The organism is Streptomyces sp. NPDC018031 (genome assembly GCF_044327625.1).
Classification (GTDB): domain Bacteria; phylum Actinomycetota; class Actinomycetes; order Streptomycetales; family Streptomycetaceae; genus Streptomyces.
Window position 1 is genome coordinate 1468841 of sequence record NZ_JBIRFT010000001.1, and the last position, 16878, is coordinate 1485718.

Genomic DNA, 16878 nt, shown 5'->3' on the forward strand with positions numbered 1-16878 from the left:
GGGGGCTCGCCCACCCGGGGTCGGCAGCCGGGCGGCGACGGCGGTGCCGGGCAGCGGCGAGGGCCGGGCCAGGCGGCGGCTGACCGGGCGAGGGCCGGCGCCGGGGGCCAGGGGCCTCGTCCACCTCGGGGTCGGCTTCCGGGCGGCGACCGTGGTGCCGAGCTGGGGCGGCGGCGGTGCCGCGCCGGGTGAGGGTGGATCGGGCGAAGGCCGGAGCTGGAGACCTTCTTCACACGCACCCGGCAGCCGGACGGCGACCGCGATACCGGGCCGGGCGACGGCGGTACCGCGCCGGGCGAGGGCTCACCGCGCAAGGGCTGACCGGGCGAGGGCCGGGACCAGAGGCGGGGCCTCGTCCATACGGGGCCGGCAGCCGGGCAGCGACGGCGGGAGCCGGGCCGAGCGACGGCGGTACCGCGCCGGGCGAGGGCGGACCGGGCAAGGGCCGGGACCGGGGGGCTCGTTTCCACCCAGGCTCGGGTCGGCAGCCGAGCGACGGCGGTGCCGGGCCGAGCGAAGGCGGGAGCCGAGGGCGGGGCCGGCGGCCGGCACTCCCGACGGTCGGGTGGCGCACCGCCCCGCAGCAGCCGCGGCGACTGCGCGGAAGCCCTGCCGGGCGCGCGATACGCGGGACGCGCCGTCCCGAGGGCGCGGCAGCGGCGCAAGGGCCAGGCCCGACCACGGCTCAGGCGCAGCCCGGGGCCACCCCGCAGCCGACAGCCGGAAGCCGGCACAGGGCCGGGCGGTGGCCACCACCCCGGCTCTCCGCTCTTCCGCCCCGGCCCGAGCCCTGCGGACGGCTCCCCGTCCGGGTCCGGGCCCTCAGCCCTGCGGACGGTCCTGGGACCGGTTCGCCCGGTCGGCACGGACACCGAGGACCTCGTCGATCCGGTCCGGACTCAGCCGGTCCTCCACCGCGCTCGACGCGGCGATCATCAAGTCCCCGTAGAGGTCGATCTCGACCAGGGCCACGGGATCGGGGCCCGACGGGCCACGACGCGCCATCACGTGCTTCACCTCCCCTTACGAGCACATGCGAGCACCACCAGCAGCGACTTCCCAGGGTAGGGATCGGTACACACTTCGCGCATGGCACGGACGGACCATTTCGCTGACCCGCAAGGGCCGGTCCGCCCTGCCCCACCGGGACCGGACAGCCCGCCGCGACCGCCTCCCGCCCCCGCGCTCCGCCCCACCCGCCACGGGACGCCACCGGACGCCCCGCACCCACCACGTGCCACTCCCACACCGCCACGTCCCGCCCCCACACCCGTGCCCGCACCCCGGCAGGGCTTCCGCCCCGGCGGCGCCCGGAGCACATGAGCGCTCGGTCCACCCACCGGACGCGCCGCCCCGCCCGGCCGCGGCCACCTTCACCACACCGGTCACCTGGTACCCCGGCCACCGCCACCGCGCCGGTCACCTCGTCCGCCGGCCACCGCCAGCGCACCGGTCACCTCGTCCGCCGGTCACCGCCACGCCACGCCACCGGACGCCTCGCGTCTGCCTACCGCCGCGGCGCCCCGACCGTCCCGGTGAAGATGTCCTCGGAGTCCGGCAGCCGCACCGTGACCCGCGTCCCGAAGTCGAACAGCTCGGTCGTCGAGGCGACCTGCTGCCCGGTGCCCGACCCCGCCCACTCCCCCGCCATGGTGAAACGGTGCCGCACCTTGCGCAGCCGTCCCCGCTCGTCCAGGTAGGCGTCGAAGGCCACCGCGTGCTCGGTGAACCCACGCGCCGCCGCGCCCAGCGCCTCACGCGCCCCGGGGGACGCCGCCCGCGCCGCGCGGGCGATGTCCGTGACCCCGCGGTAGTGGCGCACCGGAGCCCCGTGCAGCCGCTCCTCGCCCACCAGCCGCACCCGCCGCGCCGCGCGCAGCAGCTCGGCCGCGGTCAGCGGATCCGTGGCGCCGCCGGTGACCAGGTTGCCGTCCGCGACACCGGAACTCTCCACCCGCACCCACTTGTCCGCCGGCACCCCCGCCCCCCGGTTCCGCATGAACACCGCCCCGGACGCCAGCAGTTCGGTGATCGGCTCGTGCTCCGCCGCGCCCGACGCGTCCCGGGGCAGCACCAGCCGCAGCCGCCCCCGGCGCCGGTCGAAGTCGTAGCCGCCCCGGCCGCGGATCGCGACCCGGGTGCCCCCGGTCGCCGTCTCCACCGTCGTACGGACCCGGGAACTCCCCGCGCGCACCAGCGCGTCGGCCGCGTCCCGCACCGCCGGCGCCACGTCCTCGCCGGCCGACCGCTCGTCGACCACCACCGTCTCCGGCGAACAGCCGGCCAGGAGCAGCCCCGCCGCCAGACCGCCCGCCAGCACGGCGGACAGCCCGCCGGCCCACCGCGCACCGCCCACCGGGACATGGCACACGCGTCCGCTCCGCCGGCTCACCATCGGCCCGACCCCCTGGCCACTCTCGGGCTCACGCTGCTTGCGACGTGAGACTTACCCTTTTCAACGACCGGGCCCCGACGGCCGTCACGGCCCCGGTAGCGTGGTCCTGTGCTCGGCGCAGGCAACGCGGACGAATCCGCCCCCGGAACCCACCACCACCACCACCACCGGACCACCACCGTGGAGAAGGGTTCCTTCTCCACAGCCCGCTGCAGCTGCGGCTGGTTCGGACCCGCCCGCCGGGCCCGCAGCCGCGCCCGCGAGGACGCCGCCGGGCATGAGTGCCATTCCGGACACTCCGCCGACGGAACCGCGAACCCCCGTTCACCCTCTGCCTGATGGGGAAGCAGAGCCGAGACGAACGGAGGCCGCCATGGACAGGCGCACCCTGCTGGCAGCCGGCACCGGAATCACGGCGGCCGCCGCGATGACGGCCGGCTGCGACGACGGCAAGAGCGGCGCGGCGACCGGCCGCACCGCCCCGACGGGCGACACCACCGCCACCGGCACGTCGGTCCGCACCCGGTCCGCCGCACCCGGCGCCGCCGCGGGCAAGCCGCGCACCGCCGACTGGACCGCCCTCGGCCGGGGGCTGAAGGGGGACCTGGTCCGCCCCGGCGACAGCGACTACACCACCGCCCGCCAGCTGTACAACACCCGTTTCGACGCGCTCCGCCCGGCCGCCGTCGCCTACATCGGGAACACCTCCGACATAGCCGAGTGCCTGGCCTTCGCCCGCCGCCACGGCGTGCCGGTCGCCATCCGCAACGGCGGGCACAGCTACGCCGGCTGGTCCAGCGGCAACGGGCGGCTGGTCGTCGACGTCTCCGCGCTCGCCTCCGTACGCACCACCGCCGACGGCGCCACCATCGGCGCGGGCGCCAAACTCATCGACGTCTACACCCGGCTCGGCGCGCACGGCGTCACCATCCCGGCCGGCTCCTGCCCGACCGTCGGCATATCCGGCCTCACCCTGGGCGGCGGCCACGGAGTCGTCTCCCGCGCCTACGGACTCACCTCCGACAGCCTCACCGGGGCCCGCATCGTCACCGCCGACGGCAGGACCCTCGACGTCTCCAAGGACCGGGAAGCCGATCTGTTCTGGGCCCTGCGCGGCGCCGGGAACGGAAACTTCGGCGTCGTGACGGAGCTTCGGTTCCGCACCCACGAGGCGGCCCCCGGCGTCACCGCCTACATGACCTGGCCGTGGTCGAAGGCCACCGCCCTGCTGCGCTCCTGGCAGGACTGGGGGCCCAGCCGCCCGGACGAGATCTGGTCCTCCCTCCACCTGTCCGCCGCCCCCGGCCGCACCCCCACCGTCTCCGTCAGCTGCTTCTCCCTCGGCACCTACGGGGACCTGCAGAACGCCGTGGACAACCTCGCCGACCGGGCGGGCGGCCCGGGCCCGGCCTCCCGGGTCTCGCTGCGGCGCCGCGGCTACCTGGAGGCCATGCGGATGTACGCGGGCTGCTCGTCGGCCTCCACCACCCAGTGCCACCTGCCCGGCAGCACCCCCGGCCGCAGCGCCGGCGGCATCCTGCGCCGCGAGACCTACGCGGCGCGCTCGGACTTCTTCGACCGCTCGCTCGACGCCGCCGGCATCCGGGCCCTGCTGGCCCAGGCAGAGCGCTACGGCCGCCGCACCAGCGGCGGGGGCGCGGTCGCCATCGCGCTGACCGCGCTGGGCGGGGCCGTCAACCGGGTGTCGCCCACCGCCACCGCGTTCGTCCACCGGCGATCCCGCTTCCTCGCCCAGTACACCGCCTCCTGGCCGGCCGGCGGCTCCGGCAGCGTGCAGACCGCCTGGCTGGACGGGGCCCACACGGCGATGCGCCGCTACGCCTCCGGGCGGGCCTACCAGAACTACACCGACGCCACCCTCAAGGACTGGCGCACCGCCTACTACGGCACGGCCGCGGACCGGCTCACCAAGCTGAAGAAGCGTTACGACCCGGACCGGCTCTTCGACTTCCCGCAGGCGCTCTGAGCCCGTCCCGGGCGGGCGCCGACGGGCACGGTCACGACACGACGACCGCCACCGGGCGCGCCCTGCCGGCGGCGCCCCGACGGACGGCGACCCTGCCGACGACGATCGGCCGGCGGCGCCCCGACCGACGACGATCGGCCCGCCGCTTCCCCGAGGGGAGCGACGGGCCGATCGTCCGTGCCACTGTCCATCCGGCGCCGTGCGGGTCCGCTGCCGTGCCGATCCGCTCTCGTACGGGTCCGCCGCCGTCCTGATCGACCGTCGTGCGGGACCGGTCAGGGCGTCGGGGGTCGGCCGGCGTCCGGGCACCGGATCCGCTCCGGCCGCGAGACCGGCACCCGACCGCGGAAACCAGGACCTGCCGCGGAACCCGGGCCTGCGCCGAGAACCCGGGTCCGGGCCGGCCGCGGAACCGCGACCGCCCCCGAGACCACGGCCTGCGCCGGGGCCGTGCCCCGCGGCTTCGGCCGTGAGGCGGCGGGGCGGTCCTCCGACCGCGAGGCACCCGGGGCCCGGCCCCGGGTGCCGGTGCCTCAGGCCGCGAGATCCTCGTCCCGGCCGCTGCGCCGCGGCCCCGACACCGGCGGGGCCCCCGCCGAGCCCGGGGCGCCCGGCGCGCCATCGCGCGGCCCGGCCCGTACCACCCAGCCCAGCCGGGAACCCGCGATGCTGTGCATCAACGGCGTCAGCAGCATCATCGCGAGCGGCGCCAGCAGCAGCGCGACCGCGGTGCCGAGCGCGAAGCCGCCGATCACGTCCGTCGGGTAGTGCACGCCCATGTAGACCCGGCAGAAGCCCTCCAGCAGGGCCAGGCCGATCGCCGCCAGCCCGTACTTGCGGCTGGCCATGAAGACGCCGACGGCGAGTGCCATGGCGAGCGTGGCGTGATCGCTGACGAACGAGTAGTCGCTCTTGCCGTCCACCAGGACGTCCAGCCCCTGGTGGTCCTTGAACGGCCTGGGCCGTTCGACGAAGTTGCGGATCGGGATGTTGGCGATCAGCGCGAGACCAGCCGCGAGCGGCGCCCAGACCAGCCCGGCGACCGCGCCGGGCGCGTCCGTGGCCGTCTTGCGCACGCTCCACCAGGCGCCCAGCATCAGCAGCGCCATGCCGAAGATGATCCCGTACTCGCCGACGAACTCCATGACCCGGTCGAACCAGTGCGGGGCGTCCTTGGCGAGACCGTTGATGTCGTAGAGCAGGCTGACATCCGGGTTCGATTCGGCCCCTCCCCCCACTTCAGCCAGGGGGGACCCCAGTGCGAGTCCAGCCATAATGCCGCGGCCCCTTATCTCTTACCTGTCGCTATGTGCAGCTGCCGGCCCCCGCTGGGTAGTGCTGCTACCTCACGTCTAGGAAACGCCCCCATCACGCTCTGCGTTCCACTCTCCACCCAATGATCACCGGGACGTTATCGAAGGGTGACCCCTCGTGGCAGCTCAAGGCCAAGGCTTTACGCAGCGTTCGCCAGCCGCAGCGCTTTTGCGCCATCTTGGGTCACGCGGGTCGCCCCGATGTAGTCGGCCGTGTCGATCTTGTCGTAGCGGATCACCGCACCGGTGTACGGCGCGTTGATCATGTACCCGCCCCCGACGTAGATCCCGACGTGGTGGATCGACCGGGGATCGCCCAGGTCGTTGGCGAAGAACACCAGGTCACCGGGGAGCAGCTCGCTCCGCTTGGGATGCGGACCCGCGTTCCACTGGTCGTTGGCCACCCGGGGCAGCTCGATGCCGACCGAATGGTAGGCCGCCTTGGTCAGGCCGGAGCAGTCGAACCGCCCGCCGTGCTCCGGAGTGCCGTTCCCGCCCCAGAGGTACGGCGTGCCGAGCTTGTCCTGCGCGAAGTAGATCGCCCCGGACGCCTGCCGCGACGGCGCCACCGGCTGGACCGGCGCCTCGAAACTCTTGGCCAGGGTCGTGATCCGCTTCACATACCCCTGGGTCTCCCGGTACGGCGGCACCCCGCCGTACTTGATCACGGCGTAGGCGCCCGCGTTGTACGAGGCGAGCATGTTGTGGGTGGGGTCGCCCGGGACGTCCTTGACGTACTTGGCGAGGGCGCAGTCGTAGAGCGCGGCCGAGGGGATGGCGTCGGCCGGATCCCAGATGTCACGGTCGCCGTCCTTGTCACCGTCCACGCCGTGCGCGGCCCAGGTGCCGGGGATGAACTGCGCCAGCCCCTTGGCGTTGGCCGGGCTCTGCGCCCTGGGGTTCCAGCCGCTCTCCTGGTACAGCTGAGCGGCGAGCAGCGCCGGGTTTATCGCCGGGCAGTGGTTGCCCCACTTCTGGATCAGCGACTGGTACGCCGCGGGGACGGCCCCCTTCGCCAGCCCCACCGTCTTGCCGCCCGCCCCCGAAGCGAGGTTCCCGGCGACCATGTAGACGCCGATGACCAGCAACGCGACAAACGAAGAGCACAGCGCGACACCGACACTGACGCCCAGCCAGACTCTACGCACCCGACCATCTTCCCCCATCCGGCGGCTGGACGAACGCGTTTCCGTACCACACGGCGCGATTTGACCGGCGGTCGGTCCGCGCGGCGAGGCCATGGGCCACCACCGGCCCCCGACACGTTAGAGTCCGCCCCGCCGCATCCCCGACGCCGCGCACCCCCCTTCCGCACCCCCGACGAGGACCCCACCATGACCGAGCTCGACTGGCAGCGCGCCGAACCCGAGGACGGAACGGAACCGGAGTCGTACCTGGAGGTGGCCGCGGGCCCGGACGGCCGCGTCTACATGCGTGAGACCAGGGACCCGGACACCGTCGTCGTCACCACCCAGGCCAAGTGGGAGGCGTTCCTCAAAGGGATCAAAGCGGGAGAGTTCGACGACTTCGCCGAGGAACCGCCGCCCGCCACCGACTGACCGCACCTCCCCGCGCCATCGGCGCCGGCGGGGCAGGGCAGCCGGCCCCGGGGACAGGACCACGGAGTCCTGGAGTCCTGCGAGTCCTGCGAGTCCTGCGAGTCCTGCGAGTCCTGCGAGTCCTGCGAGTCCTGGAGACATTGAGCAATGGAGTGACGAAATGTCACACTATTGACCCGTCCAGCCCGCGAGCCGACGGACCGTGGCCTACGACACGCACCAGATCCGGAAAGAAATGCCGCCAAGTCGACATGCGGGGGCCACATCGTCAGCGAAGATAGAAGCTGACCCGTGCCATGCGGCATGTACACACAACAACCCATAAGGGGCGGTGAGTTCAATATGTTCCTGGCAGCCGGCGACGAGGGCGACATCAATACCATCATCGGCGGGATCGCTCCGGACTGGGGGCCCTTCGGCAGCCTGGGCGCCGAGGCCCGCGTGATGATCGAGGTCGTGATGGCGGTCGCCATCCTGCTCTGCCTCGGCATCGCGATCTGGGGAGCGGCCAAGCAGCGGATCGGCGCCACCGCGCTCCGTGACACCTTCAGCGCCGAGCAGGGCAAGGGACTGATCGTCGCCGGCCTGACCGGCGTCTTCATCATCGGCTCCCTCGGCACGCTGTTCACCATCGTGTACGGCATGGCCATCTAGCCGCGCCCCGCACGCCCGGCCCATGGCCACCGCGGCCGGACCGCCGACCGAGCACCACCGGCGGTCCGGCGGGCCCGGCACGTCCGGTGCGCACCCGGCGCCTGCCCGGTGTCCGCCCGGCGACCCCGGGCCCACCCACCCGTCCGGACGTACGAACCCGCTCCGATTACCCCGGAGCAACTCCCCAGGAGCCACCGCAGCGCCACCCAGGAGCCCCACCGGGCCACTGGACCGCCCGGCCCCCACCACCCGGGTCCGATCCGACCCGAACCCAGTCCGCCTCCGCCCAGCTCGCCGTCCCACTTCACCATCCTTCGTCCACCTTCATCCGCCTCCCTCCCGCTCCACTCCCCCTTCAGTCCCTCTGCTGAGGTCGTGTCAGCCTGATGTGCACTCATCCCATCGCGCCCGTTCCACGGTCCGCGCCGCTACCGTCATATGTGGGCGGCATGCCGACGACAACGGCGAACCACACAGCTGAAGGGGCGTACGGGCGATGAGTCTCGGCGGCGACGACGGGTACGGCGAGGGCTACAGGGGCCAGGACCGGGCACGGACCGGCGGCACGGGCGCGGGAGGCGACGACGCGCACCTGACCCGTACCCGCCTCCCGGAAGGCGACGGCGACTCCTACGGCACCCCACGACGCACTGGCCGCACCAAACCGAGCCGGAACCTCATCACCGTGGTGAGCGTCGTCGTCCTGCTCATCGCGGCCATCGCCTTCGCCAACCGGGGCGGCGACGACGACAGTGGCGGATCCGGTGGCTCCTCCTCCGCCGACGGCGGCGGCAACGACCGGGACCAGGCCCAGCCGACGGCCCCCACCGGCGTGCGACCGGTCGACGGCAAGAACCCGGCCACCGGCATCGCCTCAGGCTTCCCCAGAACGGAGCAGGGGGCCCAGAGCGCGGCGGCGAACTACGCGGTGGCGCTGACTTCCGCTGACATGTACGACAGAAAACGTCGGCACGCGCTGGTGCCGCACATGTTCACGAGCGCAGCCACCAAAGGGATGCAGAACAAGTTCGACAAGGCCTACTCCTCCGACACCCTGCGCTACGTCGGGCTGGACGAGAACGGCCGCGCCGCTGATGGGCTGACGTATGTATCCCGTACTGCTCCGATCGGAACCAAGGCCACCAAGTACACCGAAACCACCGCAAGCGTCGAGGTTTGGTGTACCGGGGTGTTCGGAACTGCCGGAGAAGGTTCGAAGACGCCAGTGACCAACGACTGGTTCACCATGACGCTGAAGCTCCGTTGGGAGGCCAACGACTGGAGGGTCGAGTCCTTCTCACAAAAGAACGGGCCGGCGCCGGTTTACAGCGACCGGACGGCGTCCACAGCTGACGAGATCGCCAAGGCAATCGAGCAGTACGGAGGTTTCACTTATGCCCGGTAGCACTGGTCATCGTCGCACTCGTTGGATCGCGACTGGGCTCCTCACCCTCCAAACGGGCGCTGTGCTCCTTGCCGCACCTGCGAACGCCGACCCCTCGCCGACTCCGACCAAGAGCGACAACCCTTGCGATATCGTCCACGGTGCTGCGCGGGAACGTTGCGAGCGGGGAAGCACTGACACGCCCGGAGTCTCCGACCCCAGCAACCCCCTCGACCCCGCCGCCTCCCTCGCCCGTGGCTGTGCCGATGCCGCCGCCTGGCTCGTCGGCAAGGTCTCCAAGCTCGTCAAGGAGACCGCCAACGTCGACTTCACCAACGAGGCGTTCCTCCGCCAGTACGCGGTCGTCTTCGCCGCCTCCACCATCCTCACCCTCGTCCTGTGGCTGCTGGCCGTGGCCAAGCGCGCCATCCGGGGGGTGCCGTTCACCGAGGCGCTGAGCGAGGCCATCGGCTTCCTCTGGCTGACCGTGCTGGCGTCCGCGTTCACCCCGCTGATCCTCTACACCGTGGTGTCCGCGACCGATGCCGTGACGGACGTCATCGCCTCCAGTACCGGGGCGGACAACGACACCTTCTTCAGTTCCTTCACCGCGGCGCTCAAGAAGGACGAGGACATCGGGGGCGGCCCGATCATGCTGATCGTCATCTCGCTGGTGACGATCCTCGCCGCCGGCGTCCTCTGTCTGGAGCTGGTGATCCGGGCCGCGCTGCTGTACGTCGGCGCGCTGCTCGGCACGGCCGTCTACGCCGGTCTGGTGGACAAGAACATGTGGGGTCATGTGCGCCGCTGGGCGGGCATCATGATCGCCGTCATACTCGTCAAGCCGGTGATCGTGATCGTGCTGGCCCTGGCCGGCGCGCTCTCCGCGTCGGACAACGAGCCGGACGCCTTCTCCGCGGTGGTCTCGGGCCTGTCGATCATCATCCTGGCCATCTTCGCCAGCGCGATGATCTACCGGTTCGTGCCCGGGTTCGGCGACGAGATCGTGAAGTCGCGCAGCGCCAGCGCCGACCCGGCGTCCCGCCAGGCGGCCGCGATCATCAGCTCCCCGGCCTCGCTGGTCAAGCAGGGCATCAGCACCCACAGTGCCCGCGGCACCGGCGGTGGCGGCGACGGGGGTGGCTCGTCCTCCTCGCAGCCGAGGCCCGCGAACCCGGTGTCCGGCGGTGTGGCCGCGCACAGCACCCGCTCGGCGCCGCCCGCCCCGTCCGGTGGCCGTGCGGCGGGCGGTGGCGGCGCTTCGGCGGCCGCCCCCGCGCCCCGCACCCAGTCCAGCCCCACCAGCAACAATTCGGGAGGTGACCGGCGTTGACCATGGAGGCCCAGTCCCATCCCATCGCGCCCCGCCGTACGTATCTGATCGGCCGGGCCCGGCCCAACGCGATCATCGGCAAGAACCGCGAGTCGGGGGAGATCGCCCTGATCATCGGCGGCGCGTTCGTCGGCATGATGTGCGGCCTGCTGGTGCCGGTGCTGACGCTGCGGATCGTCACCCTGGTGGGCTTCCCGACCCTCGCCCTGGCGGCGGTGTACGTGCCGTACAACGGCCGGACCTTCTACCGGTGGTTCGAGATCAACCGTTCGCACAAGCGGATCCAGCGCAAGGGCACCACCTACCGTTCGGCGGCCGCCGAGGCGGGCACCCGCATCGACGGCCGTGAGGTGGAGGTGGGCCCGCCCCCCGGGATCGGCCGGATCAGCTGGCTGGCCGCCCCGTTCGGCCCGGACGAGATCGCGGTGCTGCTGCACGCCGACCGCCGGACGGTGACCGCCGCGATCGAGATCGAGGGCCCGGGCGTGGGTCTGCGGGACTCCGAGGACCAGGAGGCCCTGGTCGACCGGTTCGGCACGCTGCTGAAGCACGTGGCCAACGGCGACGGTTTCGTGACCCGGCTGCAGATGCTCGCCCGGACGCTCCCGGCCGACCCGGACGCACACGCCAAGGACGTCGAACGGCGTGGCGACCAGGACGCTCCGGCCTGGCTCAAGGACTCCTACGACCAGTTGCAGTCCATGGTGTCCACCTCCTCCGAGCAGCACCGCGCCTATCTGGTGGCGTGTATGCACTACACCAAGGAGCTGGCCGCCGAGGCGCAGGCCATCGCGCGTGCCGCCCGGCACAGCGCGGGCGGCCGGAAGCTGGACAAGGACGCCGGCCTGGCGGTCGTGATGGCCCGCGAGCTGACCGACATCTGCGCCCGGCTCGCCGAGGCCGACATCCGGGTGCGGCAGCCGCTGGGCCAGGGCCGCCTGGCGTCGCTGATCCACTCGATGTACGACCCGGACCACCCGATCGACCACATCCAGGCCATGACGCAGCGCAATGCCTGGCCGGCCGAGCTGGACGCGCTGGAGCCCACGTTCCTCAAGGCCAAGACCCGCGAGTCGAGCACCCGTGAGCCCTGGTGCCATGCCACCGCCTGGGTGAAGGAGTGGCCGATGACGCCGGTGGGGGTCAACTTCCTCGCGCCGCTGCTGGTCCACACCCCGGACGTGATCCGTACCGTCGCGGTCTGCATGGACCTGGAGCCGACCGAGGTCGCGATCGAGCGGATGCTGACCGAGAAGACCAACGACGAGGCGGACGCCAGCCGGGCCGCGAAGATGAACCGCACCGTGGACCCGCGCGACATCGCCGCGCACGGCCGGCTGGACCAGCGCGGCGAGGACCTCGCCAGCGGCGCGGCGGGGGTCAACCTGGTCGGGTACATCACCGTGTCCGCCCGCTCCCCCGAGGCGCTCGCCCGCGACAAGCGGACCATCCGCGCCTCGGCCGGCAAGAGCTATCTGAAACTGGAGTGGTGCGACCGTGAGCATCACCGGGCGTTCGTGAACACCTTGCCGTTCGCGACCGGCATCCGCCGGTGAGGGCCCGATGAGACCGGCCGGCGCGAGAGTGCCGTGAACGTGGCGGGTGCGGTGGATACCCGGGTCGCGGCAGACGCGGCGGGCGCGGCGAGCACCCGGGTCGCGGCCGGCACGGTGGGCGCGGCAGTCGCGGCAAGCACGGTGGGCGCGGCGAGGACCGTGACCGGGGCCGGACGGGTGGGCACCGTGAGCGCCGGGCGACCGCGCGTGCCGCGGACGCCGCATCCGCCGCCCGACCGGACCCATCGGCCCCACGGAACCAGCCGGCTCACCCGGATACACCGGGCCGACCGGATCAGCCCGGCAGGCATGACCGGCCGGACCAGCTGGCCCGGCCGGCCCGGCCGGTCGGGACAGCGCCGGCAGCGAGAACAGCAGCGACAACCGGAGCCGTGAGAGCGGCCGGACCGGACGAGGACGCAGGACGAGAGGGGCTTGGCCGTGGCCGATCCGATGGGCGCCGTCACCGACGCCTTCACCAGTTTTCTCTTCGGGAAGGTGGAGACGACCCGGTTGCCGGTCCGCACGTCGACCGGGCAGGCGCAGGCCGTCTACCTCCCCACCGCCGCGCCCGGCCTGGGGGACTCGGGCGTGATCATCGGCCGCGAGGTGTACTCCGGGAAGGGGTACATCTACGACCCGTTCCAGCTGTACGGCCAGCAGCTGCCGGCCCCGCACTGGCTGGTCCTCGGCGAGTCCGGGAACGGCAAGTCGGCGCTGGAGAAGACGTACGTGCTGCGCCAGCTCCGGTTCCGCGACCGCCAGGTGGTGGTGCTCGACGCGCAGGGTGAGGACGGCGTCGGCGAGTGGAACCTCATCGCCGAGGAGCTGGGGATCACTCCCATCCGGCTCGACCCGATGGCCGCGCTGGACGGCGGTATCCGGCTGAACCCGCTGGACCCGTCGATCACCACCACCGGCCAGCTGGCGCTGCTCCGCACGATCATCGAGGTCGCCATGGGGCACGGGCTGGACGAACGGTCCGGCTTCGCCCTGAAGGTCGCCCACGCCTACGTCAACGAGACCATCGTCGACCGGCAGCCGGTCCTCACCGACATCGTCGAGCAGCTGCGCCACCCGGAGGCCGAGTCCGCCGAGTCGATGAATGTCGACATAGACGACGTACGGGCCTGGGGTCTGGACGTCGCCCTGGTGCTGGACCGCCTGGTCGACGGTGACCTGCGCGGCATGTTCGACGGCCCGACGACCGTGGGCATCGACCTGGAAGCCCCGCTGATCGTCTTCGACCTGTCGCACATCGACCGGAACTCCATCGCGATGCCGATCCTGATGGCCATCGTGGGCGTGTGGCTGGAGCACACATGGATCCGGCCGGACCGCAAGAAGCGCATCTTCCTGGTCGAAGAGGCCTGGCACATCATCAACAGCCCCTTCGTGGCGCAACTGTTCCAGCGGCTGCTGAAGTTCGGACGGCGCCTCGGACTGTCGTTCGTCGCGGTCGTGCACCACCTGTCCGACGTGGTGGACGGCGCGGCGGCACGTGAGGCGGCGGCCATCCTGAAGATGGCCTCCACCCGCACCATCTACGCCCAGAAGGCGGACGAGGCCCGCGCCACCGGCCGGGTACTCGGCCTGCCGCGCTGGGCGGTCGAGATCATCCCGACCCTCACCCCGGGTATCGCGGTGTGGGACGTGAACGGCAACGTGCAGGTGGTCAAGCACCTGATCACCGAGGCGGAACGGCCGCTGGTCTACACCGACCGGGCCATGACCGAGGACGCGATGGCCCTGGAACTGACCCGCCGGGCGGAGGCGGAGGCCGAGGAGCGGGCCGCGGCAGCGGTGGAGCAGCGGCTGGCCGAGGAAGCCGAGGAAGCGGCGTACGGCGGCCCCTCCTACGGCGGATCGTCATACGGTTCGACGGTGGCCTGAGATGGCGCGGGAACCGGGACGCGGGGGCAGCGGCTGCAGCACGCGCGGGGGCAGGGGCGGCGGCGGGAACGGCGGGCGGGACGGCCAGGAGACCGCGGAGCGCGGCGTCCCGGACGGGCTGCTGCTCGGCGCCATCAGCTTCCTGCTCGGGCTGACGCTGCTGGTGTGGACGGCGACCGGACTGGCCGGGCTGTTCTCCCGGGGCGGCTGGCCGGACGGCGTGAGCTTCGTCCGCACCCCCAAGGCGATGCGGCACCTGGTCGCCGAGCCGCACAACCTCGCGGCCGCCTGGCCGGAGACCCCCGCGGAGGACCTGTCCGGGTACGGCCTGTTCTGGGGCATCTTCATCAGCGAACTGATGGTGCTGTTCGTCCTGACCGTCTTCGCCATCGGCACCGTCGCCCGCTACCGGATCGTCCGGGCCCAGCGGCGCGCGGAGGCATCCGGGAAACGGCCGAAGAACGACGACGGCGGGGCCGTGGACCCGCGCCCGGCCGCCGGTGCGCCGCGGGAGGGCACACCCGCGGGCCCGTGGGAATCCGCCGCCCCGGGTCCCCGGAACGCCGGCGGCCCCACGGGGCACCTGCCCCCACCACGCCACCCCGGTGGCGGCCTGGAACACCAGGGCCACGGCAGCACGCCGACCGCCGACCCGAACGCCATCGGCGCGGACTCGGGCGCGCGCGCCGGTCAGCCCGGTGGCGTACCCGTCCAGGACGTGCGGCTCGGCCACGACGGAGCAGCCGGCGCAGCCGGGGCCGGGCCGGACGACCCGGCTACCCGGCCGGCGACCGCATCGACGAGCCCCGGCACGGCGGCCTGGCAGGGCACCGCGCTGCCACACGCCGTCCCCCACGGGAACCCGCCACACCTCGCCGGGGTGACACCGGCCGACGGCCCCGCCGAGCCCGGCCCGCTGCCCGCCGACCTGAACGGCGCCCGGTCGAACCAGTCCGGCCACGGCCTGCCGACCCCCGGAACCGAGACGGCGCTTGGAGCGGTCGGCGGTGCGGGCGCACCCGCCGGCCCCTCGGTGCCCGGCCCCCGGGCCACGGTGTTCCCCGCCCCCGAACCGTCCCTGCCGCGCATCGTCTACGGCGCCCAGCGCGGGGACGCCGCCGTCCGCACCGCGCTCGACGCGGACGGCCCCCTGCTGGTGGTCACCAGCGATCCTGAGCTGTGGTCCGTCACCAAGGACAGCCGGGCCAAACTGGGGCCGGTGCAGGTGTACGACCCGACGCACCGGCTGGACACCCCGGCGCGGGTGCGGTGGAATCCCGCGGCCGGCTGCGAGACGCGCGACACCGCCGCCACCCGGGCGGCGGCGCTGCTGGCCCCGGTACGTCCCCAGCACGCGCTGGACCGGCCCACCGCCGATGCCGCAGAAACGCTGCTGCGCTGCTGGCTGCACGCCGCCGCGGTCGACGGCCGGCCGTTCCGCCAGGTGCACCGCTGGGCCCAGGGAAACTCGGCCCATGAGCCCGTACGGATCCTCCGTACGCACCCCAAGGCAGCCGGCGGCGCGGCCGGTGAGCTGGAAGCCACCCTCACCGCGCACCCCGAACGTCGCGACATGGCGCAGGAACTGACCGCACGTGCGCTCAGCGCCCTGTCCTCCATCCACATCAGGGACGCGTGCAATCCGGGACGAGCCGATACGTTCGCGGTGGAGTCATTCATCCCCGAAGGGGGAACGCTCTACGTAGTGGGCGAGTCCATCGAGGATCCTCGCTCCCATCCGGGTGCGATGCCGCTGCTCACCGCACTCGTCTCAAGCGTGGTCGAGCGCGGCCGGCGCATGGCCGAACGGTCATCCTCCGGTCGGCTCGACCCACCAATCACCCTGGTGCTCGAGGACATCGCCGCTGTGGCGCCCACTCCGGCGCTGCCGGACCTCATCGCCCAGGGCGCGGCACAGGGGATGCTGACACTCGCCCTGATGCGCTCTCAGGAGCAGGCGCGGACCCGCTGGCCCCACCGCGCCCTGGTCCGCTGAACCACCGCGCCCACGGCGCCCCGGCCCATCCCGTTCCCCGTGGTCACTCCCTCTCAGCCACTGTCCACCCCTCGGCCCGACGGCCCCGCGGCCCCGCTGAGGCCGAGGCCGGGCCTCGGCCCCGCTGACACCCAACGCGGGGTACCGCCTCCGGGCGGGCGCCTGCGACCCAGTGGCTGGCCCACCGAGTGGTCCCCGGAACCGCGAGGCGATCCCGCAGCTGAACCGGGAGGTGCCCCGCGGAGCCCGCAGTCACCAGGGAGCTTTAGGGTGCCCCGGACGGGCTCAGGAGCGCCAAGAAGAGGCCGCCCTCAGCAGCCTCACGGGCCCGGCGAGCAGCACCCGGAGCCACGACCCGCTCCCAACAGACCAGCCCCTGACCACCCTGGGCGCGGGAACGGTCACCGCGGAAATCCTCAACGCCGGCAATGCCCGTGGACGTATTGGTCATGGACGGAATACCCACCGGCGGATTGGTCTCTGAACGCAGTGAAGCCCTGCCAGGAACCTCCGAAGAGGCTCCCGACAGGGCTTCACACAAAAATTGTTCGGCGGCGTCCTACTCTCCCACAGGGTCCCCCCTGCAGTACCATCGGCGCTGAAAGGCTTAGCTTCCGGGTTCGGAATGTAACCGGGCGTTTCCCTAACGCAATAACCACCGAAACACTATGAAGATGACAACCGGACACAACACGGTCATTACTTCAGAACCAACACAGTGGACGCGAGCAACTGAGGACAAGCCCTCGGCCTATTAGTACCAGTCAACTCCACCGGTTACCCGGCTTCCATATCTGGCCTATCAACC

Annotated in this window: 13 protein-coding genes and 1 rRNA gene; 9 read left to right on the forward strand and 5 right to left on the reverse strand. The window is 72.6% G+C overall.

Annotated features, from left to right (window positions below; genetic code table 11):
- Positions 1 to 822: 822 nt before the first annotated feature.
- Complete coding sequence (locus ACH4B3_RS06320; RefSeq protein WP_398461518.1) at positions 823 to 1005, reverse strand: hypothetical protein; 183 nt, start codon at positions 1003 to 1005, stop codon at positions 823 to 825.
- A 502-nt stretch (positions 1006 to 1507) separates the two neighbouring features.
- Positions 1508 to 2395 carry a hypothetical protein gene (locus ACH4B3_RS06325; protein WP_398461519.1) on the reverse strand — a complete coding sequence of 296 codons (888 nt, stop codon included), beginning with the start codon at positions 2393 to 2395 and terminating at the stop codon, positions 1508 to 1510.
- A 108-nt stretch (positions 2396 to 2503) separates the two neighbouring features.
- Here ACH4B3_RS06325 and ACH4B3_RS06330 point away from each other — a divergent pair, with 108 nt between their 5' ends.
- Entirely contained in the window at positions 2504 to 2734 is a 231-nt protein-coding gene (locus ACH4B3_RS06330; protein ID WP_398461520.1) for a hypothetical protein, read from the forward strand.
- A 34-nt stretch (positions 2735 to 2768) separates the two neighbouring features.
- Positions 2769 to 4382, forward strand: a complete 1614-nt coding sequence (locus tag ACH4B3_RS06335; protein WP_398461521.1) for an FAD-binding oxidoreductase — start codon at positions 2769 to 2771, stop codon at positions 4380 to 4382.
- Positions 4383 to 4915: 533 nt separating this feature from the next.
- Here the strand turns inward: ACH4B3_RS06335 and ACH4B3_RS06340 are convergent.
- Both ACH4B3_RS06340 and ACH4B3_RS06345 read right to left on the reverse strand, forming a co-directional pair.
- Complete coding sequence (locus tag ACH4B3_RS06340; RefSeq protein ID WP_398461522.1) at positions 4916 to 5656, reverse strand: phosphatase PAP2 family protein; 741 nt, start codon at positions 5654 to 5656, stop codon at positions 4916 to 4918.
- Between the two features lie 179 nt (positions 5657 to 5835).
- The gene (locus tag ACH4B3_RS06345; protein ID WP_398461523.1) at positions 5836 to 6861 is read right to left on the reverse strand and encodes an NlpC/P60 family protein; all 1026 of its coding nucleotides are present in this window, start codon (positions 6859 to 6861) and stop codon (positions 5836 to 5838) included.
- A 168-nt stretch (positions 6862 to 7029) separates the two neighbouring features.
- Between ACH4B3_RS06345 and ACH4B3_RS06350 the strand changes: the two genes are divergently transcribed.
- The 7 genes from ACH4B3_RS06350 (at position 7030) to ACH4B3_RS06380 (ending at position 16070) form a co-directional block, all read left to right on the forward strand.
- Positions 7030 to 7254: a DUF397 domain-containing protein gene (locus ACH4B3_RS06350; protein ID WP_398461524.1), complete on the forward strand. Its 225-nt coding sequence runs from the start codon at positions 7030 to 7032 to the stop codon at positions 7252 to 7254.
- A gap of 342 nt (positions 7255 to 7596) precedes the next feature.
- The gene (locus tag ACH4B3_RS06355; RefSeq protein WP_398461525.1) at positions 7597 to 7908 is read left to right on the forward strand and encodes a hypothetical protein; all 312 of its coding nucleotides are present in this window, start codon (positions 7597 to 7599) and stop codon (positions 7906 to 7908) included.
- Between the two features lie 496 nt (positions 7909 to 8404).
- Positions 8405 to 9313 carry a hypothetical protein gene (locus ACH4B3_RS06360; protein WP_398461526.1) on the forward strand — a complete coding sequence of 303 codons (909 nt, stop codon included), beginning with the start codon at positions 8405 to 8407 and terminating at the stop codon, positions 9311 to 9313.
- Positions 9303 to 10625 carry a hypothetical protein gene (locus ACH4B3_RS06365; protein WP_398461527.1) on the forward strand — a complete coding sequence of 441 codons (1323 nt, stop codon included), beginning with the start codon at positions 9303 to 9305 and terminating at the stop codon, positions 10623 to 10625. The genes ACH4B3_RS06360 and ACH4B3_RS06365 overlap by 11 nt, the downstream gene beginning before the upstream one ends.
- 2 nt (positions 10626 to 10627) lie before the next feature.
- Positions 10628 to 12181 (forward strand): SCO6880 family protein, encoded by a 1554-nt coding sequence (locus ACH4B3_RS06370; RefSeq protein ID WP_398461600.1) that lies wholly within the window; start codon positions 10628 to 10630, stop codon positions 12179 to 12181.
- Positions 12182 to 12634: 453 nt separating this feature from the next.
- Positions 12635 to 14074: an ATP-binding protein gene (locus ACH4B3_RS06375; RefSeq protein ID WP_398461601.1), complete on the forward strand. Its 1440-nt coding sequence runs from the start codon at positions 12635 to 12637 to the stop codon at positions 14072 to 14074.
- 1 nt (position 14075) lies between these two features.
- Positions 14076 to 16070, forward strand: a complete 1995-nt coding sequence (locus tag ACH4B3_RS06380; protein ID WP_398461528.1) for a hypothetical protein — start codon at positions 14076 to 14078, stop codon at positions 16068 to 16070.
- A 546-nt stretch (positions 16071 to 16616) separates the two neighbouring features.
- On the opposite strand, the gene rrf is transcribed toward ACH4B3_RS06380, so the two are convergent.
- Positions 16617 to 16733 (reverse strand): 5S ribosomal RNA (gene rrf, locus ACH4B3_RS06385).
- Between the last annotated feature and the right edge of the window lie 145 nt (positions 16734 to 16878).

What these genes read in the sequence shown, in the direction of transcription:
- ACH4B3_RS06320 (WP_398461518.1), bottom strand. Translation starts at nt 1,005, where the DNA reads ATGGCGCGTCGTGGCCCGTCGGGCCCCGATCCCGTGGCCCTGGTCGAG.
- ACH4B3_RS06325 (WP_398461519.1), bottom strand. Translation starts at nt 2,395, where the DNA reads ATGGTGAGCCGGCGGAGCGGACGCGTGTGCCATGTCCCGGTGGGCGGT.
- ACH4B3_RS06335 (WP_398461521.1), top strand. Translation starts at nt 2,769, where the DNA reads ATGGACAGGCGCACCCTGCTGGCAGCCGGCACCGGAATCACGGCGGCC.
- ACH4B3_RS06340 (WP_398461522.1), bottom strand. Translation starts at nt 5,656, where the DNA reads ATGGCTGGACTCGCACTGGGGTCCCCCCTGGCTGAAGTGGGGGGAGGG.
- ACH4B3_RS06345 (WP_398461523.1), bottom strand. Translation starts at nt 6,861, where the DNA reads ATGGGGGAAGATGGTCGGGTGCGTAGAGTCTGGCTGGGCGTCAGTGTC.
- ACH4B3_RS06350 (WP_398461524.1), top strand. Translation starts at nt 7,030, where the DNA reads ATGACCGAGCTCGACTGGCAGCGCGCCGAACCCGAGGACGGAACGGAA.
- ACH4B3_RS06355 (WP_398461525.1), top strand. Translation starts at nt 7,597, where the DNA reads ATGTTCCTGGCAGCCGGCGACGAGGGCGACATCAATACCATCATCGGC.
- ACH4B3_RS06360 (WP_398461526.1), top strand. Translation starts at nt 8,405, where the DNA reads ATGAGTCTCGGCGGCGACGACGGGTACGGCGAGGGCTACAGGGGCCAG.
- ACH4B3_RS06365 (WP_398461527.1), top strand. Translation starts at nt 9,303, where the DNA reads ATGCCCGGTAGCACTGGTCATCGTCGCACTCGTTGGATCGCGACTGGG.
- ACH4B3_RS06370 (WP_398461600.1), top strand. Translation starts at nt 10,628, where the DNA reads ATGGAGGCCCAGTCCCATCCCATCGCGCCCCGCCGTACGTATCTGATC.
- ACH4B3_RS06375 (WP_398461601.1), top strand. Translation starts at nt 12,635, where the DNA reads ATGGGCGCCGTCACCGACGCCTTCACCAGTTTTCTCTTCGGGAAGGTG.
- ACH4B3_RS06380 (WP_398461528.1), top strand. Translation starts at nt 14,076, where the DNA reads ATGGCGCGGGAACCGGGACGCGGGGGCAGCGGCTGCAGCACGCGCGGG.